This window comes from Paenarthrobacter ilicis (genome assembly GCF_016907545.1).
Lineage (GTDB): Bacteria > Actinomycetota > Actinomycetes > Actinomycetales > Micrococcaceae > Arthrobacter > Arthrobacter ilicis.
On record NZ_JAFBCD010000001.1, the window covers coordinates 1,085,314 to 1,101,490 of the forward strand.

The 16,177-nt window shown below is 61.9% G+C and carries 15 protein-coding genes; 7 read left to right on the top strand and 8 right to left on the bottom strand.

Going from position 1 to position 16,177, the window contains the following annotated elements:
* Positions 1-56: 56 nt before the first annotated feature.
* The 3 genes from JOE60_RS05080 to JOE60_RS05090 all read right to left on the bottom strand — a co-directional run bounded on the left by JOE60_RS05080 (position 57) and on the right by JOE60_RS05090 (position 2,154).
* A complete protein-coding gene (locus JOE60_RS05080) occupies positions 57-1,001 on the bottom strand; it encodes a hypothetical protein (RefSeq protein WP_338114742.1) in 945 nt (314 codons plus the stop codon).
* A 1-nt stretch (position 1,002) separates the two neighbouring features.
* On the bottom strand, positions 1,003-1,626 hold the full coding sequence (locus JOE60_RS05085) for an ABC transporter ATP-binding protein (protein ID WP_275588122.1): 624 nt from the start codon (positions 1,624-1,626) through the stop codon (positions 1,003-1,005).
* A gap of 63 nt (positions 1,627-1,689) precedes the next feature.
* Positions 1,690-2,154 carry a hypothetical protein gene (locus JOE60_RS05090; protein ID WP_239528820.1) on the bottom strand — a complete coding sequence of 155 codons (465 nt, stop codon included), beginning with the start codon at positions 2,152-2,154 and terminating at the stop codon, positions 1,690-1,692.
* A 611-nt stretch (positions 2,155-2,765) separates the two neighbouring features.
* On the opposite strand from JOE60_RS05090, the gene JOE60_RS05095 reads away from it, so the two are divergent.
* Together JOE60_RS05095 and JOE60_RS05100 are read left to right on the top strand one after the other, a co-directional pair.
* On the top strand, positions 2,766-5,345 hold the full coding sequence (locus tag JOE60_RS05095) for a LuxR C-terminal-related transcriptional regulator (protein ID WP_167264948.1): 2,580 nt from the start codon (positions 2,766-2,768) through the stop codon (positions 5,343-5,345).
* 71 nt (positions 5,346-5,416) lie between these two features.
* On the top strand, positions 5,417-6,673 hold the full coding sequence (locus tag JOE60_RS05100) for an amino acid permease (protein WP_167264562.1): 1,257 nt from the start codon (positions 5,417-5,419) through the stop codon (positions 6,671-6,673).
* Positions 6,674-6,869: 196 nt separating this feature from the next.
* Here the strand turns inward: JOE60_RS05100 and JOE60_RS05105 are convergent, their stop codons facing one another.
* Together JOE60_RS05105 and JOE60_RS05110 are read right to left on the bottom strand one after the other, a co-directional pair.
* Entirely contained in the window at positions 6,870-8,258 is a 1,389-nt protein-coding gene (locus JOE60_RS05105; RefSeq protein ID WP_239528821.1) for a UDP-glucose dehydrogenase family protein, read from the bottom strand.
* Positions 8,255-9,421, bottom strand: a complete 1,167-nt coding sequence (locus JOE60_RS05110; RefSeq protein WP_167264563.1) for a glycosyltransferase — start codon at positions 9,419-9,421, stop codon at positions 8,255-8,257. The genes JOE60_RS05105 and JOE60_RS05110 overlap by 4 nt, the downstream gene beginning before the upstream one ends.
* A 156-nt stretch (positions 9,422-9,577) precedes the next feature.
* Between JOE60_RS05110 and JOE60_RS05115 the strand changes: the two genes are divergently transcribed.
* Positions 9,578-11,458 (top strand): FG-GAP-like repeat-containing protein, encoded by a 1,881-nt coding sequence (locus tag JOE60_RS05115; RefSeq protein WP_167264564.1) that lies wholly within the window; start codon positions 9,578-9,580, stop codon positions 11,456-11,458.
* Between the two features lie 67 nt (positions 11,459-11,525).
* On the opposite strand, the gene JOE60_RS18575 is transcribed toward JOE60_RS05115, so the two are convergent.
* Positions 11,526-12,077 carry an HNH endonuclease gene (locus tag JOE60_RS18575; protein ID WP_204814837.1) on the bottom strand — a complete coding sequence of 184 codons (552 nt, stop codon included), beginning with the start codon at positions 12,075-12,077 and terminating at the stop codon, positions 11,526-11,528.
* Positions 12,078-12,202: 125 nt separating this feature from the next.
* Positions 12,203-12,535, bottom strand: coding sequence for a MerR family transcriptional regulator (locus JOE60_RS05125; protein ID WP_239528969.1), 333 nt, complete (start codon positions 12,533-12,535; stop codon positions 12,203-12,205).
* A 230-nt stretch (positions 12,536-12,765) separates the two neighbouring features.
* On the opposite strand from JOE60_RS05125, the gene JOE60_RS05130 reads away from it, so the two are divergent.
* The 4 genes from JOE60_RS05130 (at position 12,766) to JOE60_RS05145 (ending at position 15,676) form a co-directional block, all read left to right on the top strand.
* Positions 12,766-13,188 carry an Hsp20/alpha crystallin family protein gene (locus tag JOE60_RS05130; RefSeq protein ID WP_167264566.1) on the top strand — a complete coding sequence of 141 codons (423 nt, stop codon included), beginning with the start codon at positions 12,766-12,768 and terminating at the stop codon, positions 13,186-13,188.
* 88 nt (positions 13,189-13,276) lie between these two features.
* Complete coding sequence (locus tag JOE60_RS05135; protein WP_338112524.1) at positions 13,277-13,672, top strand: J domain-containing protein; 396 nt, start codon at positions 13,277-13,279, stop codon at positions 13,670-13,672.
* The gene (locus JOE60_RS05140; RefSeq protein WP_167264568.1) at positions 13,669-14,046 is read left to right on the top strand and encodes a hypothetical protein; all 378 of its coding nucleotides are present in this window, start codon (positions 13,669-13,671) and stop codon (positions 14,044-14,046) included. Before JOE60_RS05135 ends, JOE60_RS05140 begins: the two co-directional genes overlap by 4 nt.
* Positions 14,047-14,344: 298 nt before the next feature.
* Complete coding sequence (locus JOE60_RS05145; protein ID WP_167264569.1) at positions 14,345-15,676, top strand: cell division protein PerM; 1,332 nt, start codon at positions 14,345-14,347, stop codon at positions 15,674-15,676.
* 45 nt (positions 15,677-15,721) lie between these two features.
* On the opposite strand, the gene JOE60_RS05150 is transcribed toward JOE60_RS05145, so the two are convergent.
* The gene (locus JOE60_RS05150; protein ID WP_167264570.1) at positions 15,722-16,171 is read right to left on the bottom strand and encodes a hypothetical protein; all 450 of its coding nucleotides are present in this window, start codon (positions 16,169-16,171) and stop codon (positions 15,722-15,724) included.
* Positions 16,172-16,177: the final 6 nt, after the last annotated feature.

Genomic DNA, 16,177 nt, shown 5'->3' on the forward strand with positions numbered 1-16,177 from the left:
AGGGCCGGTCACTGACCGGCCCTGCTTTTGTTTAAGGCTCGTTCTGGTGGTGCCCGTCAGTCGAACTTCGGAATGCGTACCCAGGTGCCGATGGACAAAACTCCGAGCACCATCAGACATCCCATAAGCAGTAGAAGCCCAGGCTCGACCGCTACTGGGTAGGGTGGCCGCGGACTGAAGCCACCCCGGTAAGTGAAGACGTTCTGGCCCGCGGCCGTGAGTATGTTTCGAGGATCGTACGATCCGGCAAACGGCGCAACCATCAGCAAGCCACCAGCAGCCAAGCTCGGCAGAAGCGTGCTTCTCACCGCGAGGCCTACGAAGAAACCCGTGAGGCCGAAGAAGATTCCCACGCCAGTGCTGAAGGCGACCTGGAGAACGGGAGCGCCGGACTGGGCTTGCTCCACGGCATAGGGGAAGTTCGAATGGAGGTCGCCAAGAAACAGCTCGCTGATGGCAGGAGCCACAGTCAGACTCAACAACGCCAGCCAGACGACGGACAGAACTGAAACCACCACCACTGCGAATACCTTTGCAGTGATGTAGGCACCTGAGCCGTGTACGACCACGCGGTCCTTCAGTATTCGACGCCGTGCATCACCGGTGGCTAAGCCACATCCGTAAACGAAGAAGAGCAGTGGGAGGACCAGGAAGGTGATCATCTCGAGCCCCGTGCCGATGGCGTTTGATCCCTGTAGAGCCTGATTGGCCATGAAAGCGGACTCATAGTCGAAGCGTAGAGGGTTATCCAACAGCCTTTGCCCACCTTCGATGACGACGCTGCTGGGCTGATCCATTGCTTGCGTCAAAGTGAATCCGTTGGCCGCAGCTTGGTCAACGGTGGTTTCGAGCCTTGCCAGGCTGGCTCCCACGTTGGTGATGCTTCCAGTGAAAGCGAACACGAGCGCGAGGGTGAGGCCACCAAAGGGGAGGAGCAGTGCCCCGCCCCAGAGCTGATACTTCATCTCACTGCGGAAGGCGCGTAGGAGTTTCTTGATCACTTCAGGCCTCGCTTTCCGGTTGATCGTGAAGACGCACGACTTTCCCTCGTCGAAGCAAGTACGCCGCCGATGTCAGATCCCCGTAGAAGGCGCGGTCATGCTCCGCGATGACCACACAGGAGCTGACTGCGGCTGAGTCCAAGGCACGTCTGAAGGCAAGACGACCAACATCATCGAGTCCGGAGAGCGGCTCATCGAGCAGGATGCACGGTTGCTTCGCGGAAAAAGCCGCTGCCAACTTCAACTTCTTTCGCTGGCCAAGTGAATATGATGATGTCTTTTTTCTTAGTACGTCTGCCGGCAGGAAGTCTTTGACGACAGCATGCTTACCCAGCTGACTGGGAGGTATATCCAAAAGGATGCTCAGATTCTGCAGCCCGGTCAACCGCTCGTGGATTGAATTATCATCAAAAGCGACAGCAACCTGATCTGTGAGCGGGCTGTTATTCCAAGTGATGTCACCTTTTCTCCGCACAAGCCTCGCGAGACCTTTCAGAAGCGTGGTCTTGCCGGCTCCGTTGTCACCCAGGATCAAAAATGCTCCTTTTGAAGGGATAGAAAATGTTGCGCTTTGAACTATCGGTTTGCGCCCATATATGAGCGAGAGATTGCTGACTTGTAGCATTGGTCCTCATCGATGGTTGGGGCCGGCCGCCTGGGACCGGCCCCTGATTTCCGTTGCTGGGCCCTACTGTTGCCAGGCCGACCAAGCGCCATCTCCGTATACCGATGCACCTTGAACAACTGTGGCGTGCACAAGGTTGACGTTTCCCCACGGTGTGGGCGAGCCGACGCCGGCGTCGGTTAGTGCCCGGTAGGCATGCTGCCAGTTGTCGGTGTAGCTGCGATTGATGCCCAGTGCTTGCACGGTATTGAAGCCAAAGGCGCCTACACGCTGGTAACCATAACTGCTGGTGACCCTGCTCCAGTCGTAATAGAAGTCCACGTTTTCTTCCGTGAAGAGCATCCAGTTTCCGGAGTAGAGGCTGGCACGCCGGGAACCCACTGCTGTGGTTGAGTACGTGGGTTCCCCTTTCTTGAGACTCAGTTGATTGGATAGCCCAGCACTGGACGTGGCCTTGGAAGTAGTTATGTCCTTGAGTGTTTGCGTACTGCCTGGATCTTCAGCCGCTTGGGCTGGCATTGCTGTCATCGAGAATAGTGTTGCTAGTACTGCTCCCGTGATAAAAGCGTGTTTTTTCATAGCTGTATTTCCCCCAATGGAAATAGGCAAAGGATTATCTGGCGTCGATGAAATCCGGATTCATCAGAATTGCTCGCATTTCAAACCGAAAAGCGTAAAAAGCAATCAATACAGGTGAACCGGCGCCGGCTCTACGGCTCCATTGACGGACCCGGCTGAGTGGTTCAGGATCACTGTCAACCCCGGAATAATGAATTGTCAAGTCACATTAGTGAAGCTTGCTAAAATCTCTGGCGTCACCAACAGGGCCCCAAGCGGGCGTCGATGCGTCTCGAAAAGTAGTAAACATGTTCTAGCCATGATCTAGAGAATAGAACACATATCCACATAGCAAACTACACCCATGTAACTCTGCTCCCGGCCTTCGTAGCGTTGGTACCAATCCACCATCGAGACGAAGGACACCGCATGAGACTCGAGAAGGCCACCCACCACCTAGACGCCGCCCGCGAACACTCATTTTGGCCCAAATCACCACCTAGTAGGCCCCAAAACGGCCTGTGCAAGGCCGTTTTGCCACCTAGTCGCGTTTTCTGGTCCTAGCCTGCGAAGTGAGCCGCATGCCGGTCATCCAGAGAAACAGAAGGTTGGGTCGAGTGTTCGAATCTGAGGTTCAGCGCATCCTCGACTTTGTCGCACGCGGAATCGGAGTGAGGGTCATCGGAGCGGCTGGCAGCGGAAAGACTGCCGTGGTCCGCAACGTGGTGACCAACTTGGAGAAGACCGGAGTCATGGTCCACGCCATCACGGGCCTCCGGACCCACCGGACCATCCCGTTCTCTGCCATCAAGGGGCTCGGGCTGGACATGAGGCCCGGCCGTAGCGGTGTCTTCGACATCGCTGATGTGCTGGCCAGCAATCTGGCGATCGCAGGGAAGCATCTGCTGGTGGTGGACGACATCCACTTGGTGGACAACGAATCCTTGGCGGTCCTGGAAGCAGTCCGCCAACGCTCTGATTGCCCACTCATCGCTACGGCGCCGGAGCCTTGGAGCTACAGCAAAGGTCAACTGGCCGTGCTGAACAACGGACGGGAAGCCTTGTTGCAGTTGGACCCGCTCCACTATGAGCAGGTCCACGCGTTGGTCGCCCAGGTTCTCGGTGCGCCGGCGGACGCCGATACCACCGCCCGCATTCTCACCAAGTCGGCCGGGAATCCGCGGCTGATTGTCCGGATCGCGGAGACGGCCTCGCTCAGCAACCTGTTGGCGCTGAGGGACAAGAAATGGCGGATGACCTCCACCACACTGTGGAACGACCACCTGCGCGGAACGCTTGAGTCCCTGCTGGCCGAGCTGACCCCGGACGAATTCACTGGACTGCACATCATGGCGATACTGGGAACCGCCCAGCTTGATGTGCTGCACAAGGTCATTGAGCCTGAGGTCCTGGAAGGGCTGGAACGCCGCGGGTTCCTCTCGGTCCTCAGCGACCACCACAACGGGCCAACCGCAGCCATCAGTCCACCCGTCACTGCCGACTACTTCCGTGGCCACAAGACGCTCCGGGACAGGCAACTGCTGCGAAGCAAGATCGCTGGCGTGCTTCAGGGGTCTCCGGATATCCCACGGGAGAAGGCCACCACGGCTGACTGCCTCCTCCGTGCGCTGTCCGCGTTGCGTTTGGAGAGGGGCGACGAGGACGCTGTCACGGCACGCCACTTCCACGAGCACAACGCCGCCCGCGAACGGATCCGGTGGGAGCGCTGGGAAGCCGACAAGTCAGCCGCCAACGCAGCTGCGCTGCTTCGCGTCTATTGGGGAGCCCCGGTCAACCTGCACCGTGCCGTCCGAGCCTGCCAAGACACAACAACGCTCGACGCCGACCCCCGGCACCTGCTGTTCATCACCCTTTCCAGGGCGATGCTGGCGCTGCTCACCGGCAAAGGCTCGGAAGCCGCCGTCGACATTCTGCGGACGTTCGCAGACAACAATCCTGGCCAGGCTGATGATGCTGCAGCAGCCATGCTGTTCTTCAACGCCTCCTACGGGCGCTTCCCGAGGGCCATTAAGGAAGCAGAGACGCGCCCGGCCACGGGCGGGCTGATCACTGCGCTCATGGACTTGTATCGGCTCCGGCCAGAGGCTGCTTTGGATGCCGTGGAGGGCAGCGGCAACGGCGACGCCTTTCCGCACCTGCGGCCCTTCATCCAAGGGTTTGCTCTCTTCGCAGCCGGGCGGGTGGACGAATCGCTCGTCTTCGCCTTGGACTGGAGATCGGAATCCCGCAGGAATCTGGACCACTTTGGCGTGATCGCCAGCAGCTACATCGCCGCTCATGGCCTCCTTTACAGAGGACATTTTGAGGAGGCCGAGTACCTCATGAGCGGTGTCTTCGCCATGGGTCAACCAGGCTTCATTGTCGACTCCCTGTACGACGCCATGCTGCGGCTCGCGGGCCTCCGCCACGCCACCACTGCCAACCCGCCGGCGCTGTCCATCGGAACTCAGGCCCGTGCAGAGGCGCCGTTCGTTGGCCCCCTGCCGGGAACCGGTAGAGGTGCGTACGAGCTCATCGCCCAGCACGGTGCCGCGCCCGCCACGTTTGATCGCAAGGCCGAGAAGCTCATCAGGCGCCAGCTGAAGAGCGGGTATGTGCTGGAAGCAATGCTGACCGCGCTCCTCTGCACTTGCCTCAGCCCGGGGCGCCCCGTCCTTGACTTGCTGCGGGGAATCCTGAAAGAGAGCGGGATTGCAGTCCACGATCAGCTGGTGGCCATCGCCACCGCTGTGGTGGAAGGAGACCACAGCCTGCTGGGATTGCTGCTCAAACACTACGAACCTGATGCCGATACCTACCAAGTCGGCATGCTGCTCAGGGGCGCGCTTAAACGCCACGTCATCAACGGGGACACCGCAGCGGCAGACGCCATGGCTCAGGCCTCGTCAATGTTCGCTGTCCGGTTTCCCACGGCCAATGAGCAACTGTCCTTCAACTCTTTCAGGACCACACCCCTTACCGAACGCGAAATCGAAGTTGCCGTGATGGCCGGAAACCGCACCAACGTGGAGATCGCCGAGCATTTGGGCATCAGCGCAAGAACAGTGGAGAACCACATTTCCAACGCGCTGAGGAAGACCGGAGCAACGTCACGGAACAGCCTCTTCATGCTGGTGGGAAATTCACTTCCGCCACGCTGACCCGGGATAGGCTCGGAGCACCTCCGTTCCGAGCCTGCCCCTTCCGAAGGGCGCAATCCCGAAGGGTTTACGTGAGCAATTCCCCGGCCTTGGCCCGTCGACTGGGCACCTTTGATGCGTCCCTCATCGGACTCGGCTCGATGATCGGCGCAGGCGTCTTTGCCGCCTTCACTCCAGCGGCCACGGCTGCGGGCTCCGGACTGCTGGTTGGTTTGGTGGTGGCAGCCTTCGTGGCCTTCTGCAATGCGACATCCTCCGCGCAACTTGCCGCCGCCTACCCAACCTCGGGCGGGACGTACATCTACGGTCGCGAACGGCTCGGCCCTTGGTACGGCTTCCTTGCGGGTTGGGGATTCGTCATCGGAAAAACGGCCAGCGCAGCGGCCATGGCCATGACGTTCGCCGCCTACGCAGCCCCCGCAGGGTGGGAGCGCCCGGTGGCGATTGCCGCCGTCGTCCTTCTCACCACGGTGAACTACCACGGGGTAACCCGGACAGCGGGCCTCACCAGAATTCTGGTGGTGGCCGTGCTTGCTGCCCTGGCCATTGCGGTGAGCGCTGTGTGGGGCGGCTCCGGCCCGCAGCTCAGCAACGTGCTGGGGGACGGCCTCCTGGCGCACGGCTGGTACGGGATCCTGCAATCGGCTGGCCTACTGTTTTTCGCATTCGCCGGTTACGCAAGGATCGCCACTATGGGCGAAGAAGTCCGCGATCCGCGGCGCACAATTCCCCGGGCAATCGGCATTGCCTTGGGAATCGCCATCGTGATCTACGCCGTCATTGCAGCCACGCTCCTGGCAGCTTTGGGTCCGGCTGGCGTAGCGGAAAGTACGACGCCGTTGGCCACCGCCGTCAGTAACGGCACCTTGGCGTGGGCTGCTCCGGTGGTGCGTGTAGGGGCCGCCGTCGCTTCCTTGGGGGCGCTGTTGGCGCTGATCGCTGGCTTGGGAAGGACCAGCTTGGCGATGGCCCGCAAGCATGACCTTCCCTCTGCGCTCGCAGCCGTGCACCACAAGTACAAGGTTCCGCACCGAGCCGAAGTCAGTGTGGCGGTGGTGATCTGTGTGGTCATTGCAGTCGCGGATCTGCGTGGTGCGATCGGGTTCAGCTCTTTCGGCGTTCTGCTGTATTACTTGGTGGCCAACGTGGCCGCCTTCACCCAGCAGGCGGAAGATCGTCGCTACCCGAAATTCCTGCAGGTGGCTGGTGCCATCGCTTGTGTGGTCCTGGTGGCCACGCTGCCGCCCCTGTCCATTGGGCTGGGTGTGCTCATGTTCGTGGTCGGCATCGTGTACCGATTGGTTAGGCACGGCTCCACCCGGGGGTAGGTAGATGGAGCCGTGCCGTAGCGCCCCGGAACCGGGACGGGTGGGGTTCCCGCCGGACGCTAGGCTCCGGTTCGGAGGCACAAGACGAGACTAGGGTCTTGTTTGGGGCACTAGGTGTTCGAACTGACCAATTAGGTGCCGAAATCGGGGCCAGCTAGGTGGTCATGGGCCATAAATGAGTGGCGCCGAGAAGTCTCTAGGTGGTGACAGCGTGCTGACCGGGTGCTTTGCGCTTCCCCGCCCCGTCGGCGTGCTCTGCAGAAGCAGCCCCGGTCCCCAACCCGCGGACCGTCCATCCGGCACTCCGCCAGGCCTCAGCGTCCAGCACGTTGCGGGCGTCCAGGACCATCCGGCGTCGTACCAGTGAGCCAGCCGAAACGGGCGAGAGTGACACGTATTCGTCCCATTCCGTCAGCAGCAGCACCAGCTCGGCGCCTTCCAGTGCGCGCTTGGTGGAGGCTTCAAAGCGGATCTGCGGGTAGCGGATCCACGCGTTGTTGATGGCTTTGGGGTCCGTGACGGTGACGTGCGCGCCAGCTTCGGCGAGTTGCTGGGCGACGTCCAAGGCGGGGGAGTCACGGATATCGTCAGTGTCGGGTTTGAACGCTGCGCCCAGGATGGTGACCATCCGCCCGGACAGGTGGCCGCGGCACATGTCACGGGCGATCTCCACTGCACGGGAACGCTGGTCCAGGTTCACGGTGTCCACCAGGGCCATCCACTCATCCACGGACGGTACTGACAATCCGCGAGCCTGGGCGCGGAAGGATCGGATGTCCTTGGGCAGGCAGCCTCCGCCGAAACCCAGTCCGGCGTGCAGGTAGCGGTTTCCGATGCGCGGATCCAGGCCCATGGCTTCGCTGAGTTCGCTCACGTCGGCGCCGGACGCGTCGCAGAGTTCGGCCATGGCGTTGATGAAGCTTACTTTGGTGGCCAGAAAGGCGTTGGAGGCCGACTTGATCAGCTCAGCAGTGGCGAAATTGCAGACCAGGCGCGGGATGCCGGCGCTGATCAACGGCTCGTACACAGCGTCCAAAACCGCGGTGACAGGAGCGCCGGCAGCGGCACCCTTGCCGCCCGGGACCCCGTACACCAAACGATCCGGGACCAAGGAATCCTTCACCGCGGTGCCTTGGCGGAGGAACTCTGGGTTCCAGCCGAGCAGCACGTCCGGGCGGCGGGCCAACACATCGCGCAGCTTCTCCACCGTGCCTACCGGCACTGTTGACTTACCGACGACGGCGGCGCCCCTCGCCAGATGCGGCAGCAGGCTCTTCGTAGCGCCCATCAGGTAGGACAGATCCGCGGTGTCCGAGGTCTTGGACTGTGGAGTGCCCACGCAGAGGAAGTGCACTTCAGCGTCGGCGGCAAGGGCGAAGTTCGTGGTGAATTCCAGCCGACCAGTGGTTCGGCCATCGCGCAGAAGCTCGTCCAGGCCTGGCTCATGGAAGGGAGCCAGCGCTTTATTGAGCTGTTCAACCTTGGAGGCATCGACGTCGATACCCACCACTGTGTGGCCCATGGAAGCGAGCGTTGCTGCGTGGACTGCGCCGAGGTAGCCGCAGCCGATCACGGAAATCTTCATGAAGTGGGTCCTTTGCTTGATGTCAGTTCGGTGGGCCCGGTTTCACGGGAGAAGGAATCGATGACGTCGTTGTAGTGACGCACCAACTCGGCGCTGAGGACGGGCCACGTCCGGCCTTGGACCGAAGCGTGCGCTGCCGCGGCGAACGCCCGGCGCTTGGCGTCGTCGCCCATCAGGTCCTGCACGTAAGCGCGCAGCTGGGCAAGGTTCCCGGGCTCGTACAACCAGCCGGTCCGCGAGTTCTCGACGAGGTCCAAGGGTCCGCCGCGGCCTGTCGCCACCACGGGAACGCCCGACGACATGGCTTCCTGGATGGTCTGGCAGAAGGTCTCGAACTCCCCGGGATGAACGAACAGGTCAAAGGAGGCAACGGCCTCGGCCAGCGCATCACCGCCAAGGAAGCCCGTAAATACAGCACCGGGCAGCTGTGCTTTAAGGGCCGCGCGCTGCGGACCATCACCCACGATCACCAGCTTCGTGTTGGGCAGATCAGCCAGCACCGCGAGATCCTCAACCTGCTTCTCCACGGCGAGCCGGCCGACGTAGCCGATGATCCGGTGACCGTCGGGCGCTACTGAGCTGCGCCACGCCGTCGAACGTTTGGTGGGATTAAAACGTGCGGTATCCACACCGCGGCGCCACATGTCCACGCGCAGGATGCCGCGTCCGCGCAACTGGTTCAGCGCGAACGTGGACGGCACAAGGGTTCGGGTGGCCAGGAGGTGGATGTTGTCCACGCGGTTCCAAGCCCAGTTCTCCAGGAACGGCACACCATAACGGGCTGCGTAGCTGGGAACTTCCGTTTGGTAGATCGCCACAGTCGGGATGCCCAGCTGGTGGGCGGCCTGCACGGCGCGCCAGCCGAGGACGAACGGGGAAGCAAGATGAACAACATCGGGGGAGAAGTCGGCAAGGATTCGCTTGACCCGACTCACACCACCCAACGCGACCCGCACATTCGTGTATCCGGCCAGCGGCACCGACGGAAGCCGGTGCACATACGCACCTTTCTCGACGCTCGAAACAGCAGTGTCCGACGTCGACGGCGCGATCACCATCACCTCATCCCCGCGCTCCTGCAGATGCTCCAGCACCCGCAGGATGGAGTGGGTTACCCCATTCATCAGTGGCAGGAATGACTCGGCGACGATTGCGATCCTCACGCCTCCTACGGTGGTTGGGACGGTTGGCCTCGCGGGTTCAAACGGGTGGCCTGTGGAGGAAGAGTGGGTTAACAGGTGGGGGCCTTTTTGTCGCGGCACCCGCGTAGACTTCCCGTATCCGACGTGCTGGGCGTCGAAAGTTCTGGGGGTTTTGCCATGGTTGTTGCTGGGGATGGTTCGCGCGCGCTTGAAAAAGGACGGAAGGGCGCACGACGGCGACGCCGGGCAGCGGCCGGTACTGTCGCCGTCGGTCTGGGGCTGGGCATGATGCTGGGAACCGCGGCGTCGCCGGCGCTGGCAGACGACGTCACCAACGTGATTCCCGTTGGTGAGCGGCCGACGTCTATCGCCGTCAACCCGGTGACAGACAAGGCGTACATCGTGACCGGGGAGGGCATCTCCATCCTGAGCGGCAGCCAGCCCGACGGAATGCTCTACACCGATGACAGGCCTTCGGATGTGGCCGTAAACCCCGTGACCAACAAGGTGTACATCAGCGAGGTTGGCGGATCGGTTGCCGTAGTGGACGGCGCCACCCGGGCGTCCACCTCGGTGCCTGTGGGCTCCTCCCCGGGGACCATCGCTGTAAACCCCGTGACCAACAAGATTTACGTGGGGGTGGACAACGGTGTCACCATGATCGACGGTGCCACGCTGAAAACCACTCCGTTGCCGCTTGCGGGCGCCCAGGAGATTTTTGTTAATGCCACCACCGGGAAGGTCTACGTCCTGGCTGGCGGGATCATCAAGGTGGTTGGCGCCGGCGGTACGGTCACGTCCACCATCAACATTGGCGCGGGCGGCATCTTGGATGTTGCCATCAACGAGCAAACCAACAAGATCTACTTCACCACCCTGGGCAAGTACGGAGCCAGCGTCCGGGTGATCGACGGCATCACGGACACTGTCACGGGCTCTGTTCCCACCACCAACAACGTGGGCAAGGTAGCCGTGAACCCGGTGACCAACACCATCTACGTCGCCGCGGACAGCACCTCCCTTGACGGCTTCGTGACGGTCATCGACGCCTCAACGCTGACCCAGACCGCTGAACTTCGCACCCCCACCCGAATCCGGGACATAGTGGTCAACTCTGCAAGCAACAAGGCCTACGCGCTCCTGGGCGGCAGGGGAGTGACCGTGGTTGACGGCGACAACACAGCAACGGCCCTTTTCTCCGGACAAGAACCCTCTGATGCGGCGGTCAACCCCACCACCGGCCGGGTATACGTCTCCAACAGCAACAGTGCCTCCGTATCCGTGATCGACGGCTCTGTTGCAGCGCCGGTCCGGAACGACTTCAACGGTGACTCCTTCCCTGATGTCCTGGCTAGGGATGCCTCCGGAGTTCTGTGGCTGTACCCAGGCAACGGGTCCGGCGGCTGGCTTCAGCGTGTCCAGGTAGGACAGGGCTGGAACGTCATGACCGCCATGATCGCGCCGGGCGACTTCAACGGTGACTCGAACGCCGACCTGCTGGCACGCGATACCTCGGGGACCATGTGGCTTTACCCGGGTAACGGAAAAGGCGGTTGGTTGCCGCGCGTCCAAGTGGGCCAAGGATGGGAAGGGATGAGCGCAATTGAACCCATCAACTTCTTTGGCAACGGTTTCGGCGATGTTGTTGCGAGGGACCGCGTCGGCACGCTGTGGCTGTACCGCGGTGACGGCAAGGGTGGCTGGTTGCCCCGCATGTGGGTGGGCTCAGGCTGGTCCGGAATGTCCGAGATCACCGGCGCTGGCGACTTCAACGGCGACGGCGTAACCGATTTGGTAGCCCGCGACAGTGCAGGTGCCCTGTGGCTTTACCCGCCCACGGGAAGCAGCGGCTGGCTGCCCCGGCAGCAAATCGGACAGGGCTGGAACGCAATGGATTCTCTGGTTGGCCCCGGCGACTTCGACGGCGACGGACGCGAGGACATCCTGGCGCGGAACTCCTCGGGCGAGCTCTGGCTGTTCTCCGGCCAGGGTGGATCCGCATGGCCCACCGCCAAGCGTGTGGGCACGGGCTGGGGCGGTATGACGGCGATTCTGTAGTCAAGAAGCTTCAATTGATGGGCAACCGCGGCCGCTCCTGTCATGGAGCGGCCGCGGTCGTTGAATGTCAGTGTCGAGTTGTCAGGCCTGCAGATTTGCGACGGTTGCACGGCCCGCAGAGAATTTGCAGGTTTTCAACGTTGTTACTCCCACCCATCGATATGGGGATCACGTGGTCATATTGGAGTTCTCCGGTAGAACCGCAGGCACGGCATTGGCCCTCATCGCGAGTCCAGACGTACTGTTTCACGTCGTCGGGAATAGCCCGCCGTGCGGAAGCTCCCCGAGGCTGGGCTCCCATTGCGACTGTGGCTTGGGCTCGGTCGATCTGTTGCTGACGACGCTGGTTCTTGACTACCAGGAGGGCGCGTATTTCCCCAGATCTAAGCCCCTCATTTTCCCAGTAGAACCTATGTTGAAATTGCCAGTACCTGCGCTCACCGATCGACGTGATGGCGACGGGTTGGTTCATCTGCCGAACCTGAATATCGGCGAACTCCTGCTTTGAAAACTTGCTCAGACGGTAGGAATTTCGACCAACTGTCAGGATGGCGGGACCTTTTCCCGTCCAGAATCCCGGCTGATGATAGAGCGAGACGTTCTCCGCCGTCCGTAGCATTTTTCCCCCATATTTGTACGCGCTAATGCGATCGGTTACTTCGTCTCATACTGTAATTGATGGAACCGACAACTAAGTTGCTGCTGGCAGCGTCGCTGCTTTTGTTTCATTGCGGTTCTGCACTATCAGCCCCCACCCCGCGCATCCCGCAGATCCTTCCGCAGCCCACGGTTGTCCGCCCGGAGTCCCTTGTTGTCCTCCGCCAACCCTCGGTTGTCTTCCGTGAGCCCCCGGTTCCGTGCTTCCAACTCCAGCACGAGTTTCACGCCGGCCAGGTTCAACCCTTCTTCCAGGAGTGTCCCGATTCGTCGCAGCGTAGCGAGGTCGTTGTCGCTGTAGCGCCGGGTTCCACCATCGGTGCGGCCGGGGTTGAGCAGTCCCTTTCGTTCGTATTGCCGGATGTTTTGTTGCCCCGTTCCAACGAGTTCGGCCGCGACGGAAATCGCGTAGACGCCCATGCCGTCCCGGTTCTGACCCGAAACGGTGCCTCCGTCGGAAGCGCCGGTGCCCAGTCCGCCGTCGTGATCCTCTGCCGAATCAGCCATGGAACTCCTCCCGAAAATCTTCTGAAAACCCGCTTGCACTACTCTCTCACCAGTGCTATAAAAAATCTATACCAGCCATGACAGATCCAACGGGCTGGTGAGAACAAGAAAATCAGCATCACAACCAAAGGAGTGAGAACACCATGCTGATGCGCACTGACCCGTTCCGCGATTTCGACAGGCTCGCACAACAGGTTTTTGGCACAACAGCACGCCCCGCCGGCATGCCGATGGACGCATGGCAGGAGGGCGAGGAGTTTGTCGTCGCATTCGATTTGCCGGGAGTAAGTCCTGATTCCGTGGACCTCGACGTGGAACGCAATGTCCTCACGGTCAAGGCCGAACGGAAGTCGCCCGCGGGTGACAACGTGGAGCTGATCGCAGCCGAACGGCCCCAAGGCGTCTTCAGTCGCCAACTCATCCTGGGCGACACCCTGGATACCGATGGCGTCAAGGCAAGCTACGACGCGGGCGTGCTCACCCTCCGCATCCCCGTCGCCGAGAAGGCGAAGCCACGCCGCATCGAAATTTCGTCCAACGAATCCAGGCAAGAGATCAACGCATAACTGCGGCCTCCCGCAACCGATGGCCTCCGCCGGGGACAAGTTCACCGGCCGGGGGCCATCTCCCAATCCACCTCTTTCGGAACCTCCAGTGACCGATCAACCTGACCACTACGCCACCTTGCACGTAGCCCCCGACGCGACCTCCCGGGAGATCAGCCGCGCCTACCGCTCTCTGCTGCGGGCCCTGCACCCGGACACACGCCAAGGGGCCGACGACGGCGGCACCACCTCAGCGGCCGACGTCCAGGAACTGCACGCCATCATGGAGGCATACGTGGTTTTGTCGGATCCGAGGAAGCGGGCGGCGTACGATCGTGCGTGCTCCGGCTTGCCCGCCCGGGCTGCCGGAACACCTGTGAAAGTTCGCTTCCACTCAGCGCCCAAGCCCGCAGCAGGCAATTCGGAGCTGCCGCCCCTGTCCTTTGGCCCGCCACGTTGGGCCCCGTCGTCTCACCACACCCGCACCCCGAGGAGTCATTCATGAGCGCATGGCACCCTTACGACGGCCACATTATTCCCGCGTTCTACGAGCGCTTCGAGAAACGTTGGGGGAGAGGAACCGCGCCGTTCCTGGATCCAGAGGTTCTCGAACAGCCAATGCCCAGAGCCCAATGGATCAATCCGGATACTGGCGCCGCAGTAGCGGTGGTTCCTATTTGGACAGACGATCCAGAGCACCGTTCGTTCGGCGTCTTCTACCTCCCACCCGCAGGCGACATCTGGATGCTCCGACCCGGACCCACCACGTTCCTTGAGCCCAAGGCCGGTGGGTCGCAGGAACAGGTTTCTCTCCGCAACGACGCTTTCAAGAAGGCTGTGCATCACGCCAAGGAATTCATCTACGGGCCGCAGCTCTAGCCAAACAGAAAGCTCTAGCCAAACAGAAGGCTGGTGCAGCCTGGGAAAAGATCCATGGGTGGCTGCACCAGCGGCTAGTACGACTTTCTGTTAAAAGTTGTGACACCTGTTCATTGGCCGCTCCTAGTTCCCGGCTTCGGTTTTGTTTCCGGGTCTTTCAGCATCTGTTGGGGGCGCTGGGCGCCCGCGAAGAACACCTCCCATCTTACGGCGGGCCACGCGAAAAAGCGCAGGAATTCGCGGTATTTCAGGGGCGCCTGCCGGATGGGGGCCAGCCACCGTGGCACGATAGATCACGATGAAACTGCGCGCTGATCAGACCGGAAACCGTGGCCTCCCCATGCCCCTTTGGCTGCAGGGCGGTTTGGAAGCGGCTCAGTCGGCGTTCATTTCGGCCCTTGTTGTGGTGTTGCCGCTGGTGGGGGTGTGGGCCACCGACGGTTTCCAGGACCACAATGTTGACACTCTTGCCAGGCTCGGCGGTCAGGCATGGCTGCTGATTCATGGTGTTCCGCTGGCCTTGGCCCACGTGGACATCGGAACCGCGGCCCAGCCCGGGTCCGGTTTGTTGTCCCTGCATCCGCTGGGCCTGACGCTCATTCCGTTCCTGCTTGCCTGGCGAGCCGGTCGCAGGCTCGCGCGGGCCTCCTACACGGACCAGCTCTGGCAAGCCCTCATGGGCGCCTTTGTGGTGTACGCCGCGTTCGGCACTGCCACCGGCTTTGTCTGCCGCACGCCGGACGTGGTGATCAACCTCTGGTACGCCATGACCATCCCGCTGATCTCCTTCGCCCTGGGAATGCTCGTTGGCGCACGACGCGAGGCGGGCTCATGGAGCAGGCTCATCGGCGTGGACGCTGTTGCGTGGCTCTCCAAAACCAGCCAGCATTCCCGCTGGGCAGGCTCCTATGTGGGATCGGCGCTGAAGGCCGGCTTCGTCGCTGCGATGGCCGCCCTTGCCTTATCCGCTGTGCTGCTCGCCGTCACCATCGTGTGGCATTGGACAGACATCATCGCTGTGTACGAGGGCATCAAGGCCGGCGCTTTGGGCGGAGCTGTCCTCACCGTTGCACAGTTGGGCTTCCTGCCCAACCTCGTGGTGTACGCCTTGTCCTGGGCCTCCGGGGCAGGCTTCTCACTGGGGGTTGGCTCCACAGCGGGACCGCTGGGGACCGCCGTCGGACCTCTTCCCGCCGTCCCCATCCTGGGCGCCCTTCCCGCTGGTCAGCTGGACTTTGGCGCGGCGGCCCTGGCGTTGCCGGTCATGGCCGGAATCCTGGCTGGATGGTGGTTCCTGCGCGAAGGCGAGAACCACTTTGACGAGTGGCTCTCCATCAAAATCAAAGCCCGCTGGTTCACCGCCGCAGCCTCAACTTTGTTCCTGGGCGCGTTCATCGGCTCCGTTGCCGGGCTGCTGGGAGGCGCGTTGGCGTGGATCGCCCGCGGGTCCGCCGGTGTTGGGCGGCTCACGGAAATCGGCCCCCACCCGGTGTGGACGGCAGTCTGGCTGGCTGCGGAAGTGGGAATCGGCGTCGTGATCGGCTACGCAGTGGGACCTTGGCTGGAACGCCGCCAGAAGCTGCGCGAAGCCAACCTGGATGAAGCAGCGTACGACGACGAACACGCCTAAGCGGCGCGTCTCACGTCAGCGCTTGCCCTGAGGGAGCGGTGGCGGCTAGCGCAGCGGGCCCGGCAGCGAGTTTTCCAGCTGGGTCATGCACTGTGTCTTGGCGGATTCCGTGAGGGCTCCCCGTGAGCAGTCCTGGTACTGGCTGACCTGGTTGAAGAACAGGGCCGACGTCAATATCAGCAGGCACATGATGGCCGTGACCACTAGGCCGGAAATAGTGCCGAAAAGGATCAAACGGGGTTGCTTGTATTTCACGGTGCGCACCAGCACCAGCACGCCCAGTACCCCGGCGGCGAGCGTAAGTATGGCGCTCAACCACACGTAGTTCACGTTCAGCGAGAACACAAAGAACGATCCCAGCGCCGTCAAAAGGAAGGCACGGAACAGGATCTGGGTCACGCCCAGGGCAGACTTTTCGGCCTCGGAGCGGGATTGCTGGCTCGGCTGGGGACCGGAGTCGGGATTCATGTTTTCCAGCCTACGCGAGCCGCCCATAAGCTA

Excerpts from the sequence above, each read along its gene's own strand:
- JOE60_RS18575 (WP_204814837.1), bottom strand. The coding sequence starts at position 12,077 with ATGCTACGGACGGCGGAGAACGTCTCGCTCTATCATCAGCCGGGATTC.
- JOE60_RS05095 (WP_167264948.1), top strand. The coding sequence starts at position 2,766 with ATGCCGGTCATCCAGAGAAACAGAAGGTTGGGTCGAGTGTTCGAATCT.
- JOE60_RS05090 (WP_239528820.1), bottom strand. The coding sequence starts at position 2,154 with ATGACAGCAATGCCAGCCCAAGCGGCTGAAGATCCAGGCAGTACGCAA.
- JOE60_RS05150 (WP_167264570.1), bottom strand. The coding sequence starts at position 16,171 with ATGGGCGGCTCGCGTAGGCTGGAAAACATGAATCCCGACTCCGGTCCC.
- JOE60_RS05105 (WP_239528821.1), bottom strand. The coding sequence starts at position 8,258 with ATGAAGATTTCCGTGATCGGCTGCGGCTACCTCGGCGCAGTCCACGCA.
- JOE60_RS05145 (WP_167264569.1), top strand. The coding sequence starts at position 14,345 with ATGAAACTGCGCGCTGATCAGACCGGAAACCGTGGCCTCCCCATGCCC.
- JOE60_RS05140 (WP_167264568.1), top strand. The coding sequence starts at position 13,669 with ATGAGCGCATGGCACCCTTACGACGGCCACATTATTCCCGCGTTCTAC.
- JOE60_RS05115 (WP_167264564.1), top strand. The coding sequence starts at position 9,578 with ATGGTTGTTGCTGGGGATGGTTCGCGCGCGCTTGAAAAAGGACGGAAG.
- JOE60_RS05130 (WP_167264566.1), top strand. The coding sequence starts at position 12,766 with ATGCTGATGCGCACTGACCCGTTCCGCGATTTCGACAGGCTCGCACAA.
- JOE60_RS05125 (WP_239528969.1), bottom strand. The coding sequence starts at position 12,535 with ATGGGCGTCTACGCGATTTCCGTCGCGGCCGAACTCGTTGGAACGGGG.
- JOE60_RS05085 (WP_275588122.1), bottom strand. The coding sequence starts at position 1,626 with ATGCTACAAGTCAGCAATCTCTCGCTCATATATGGGCGCAAACCGATA.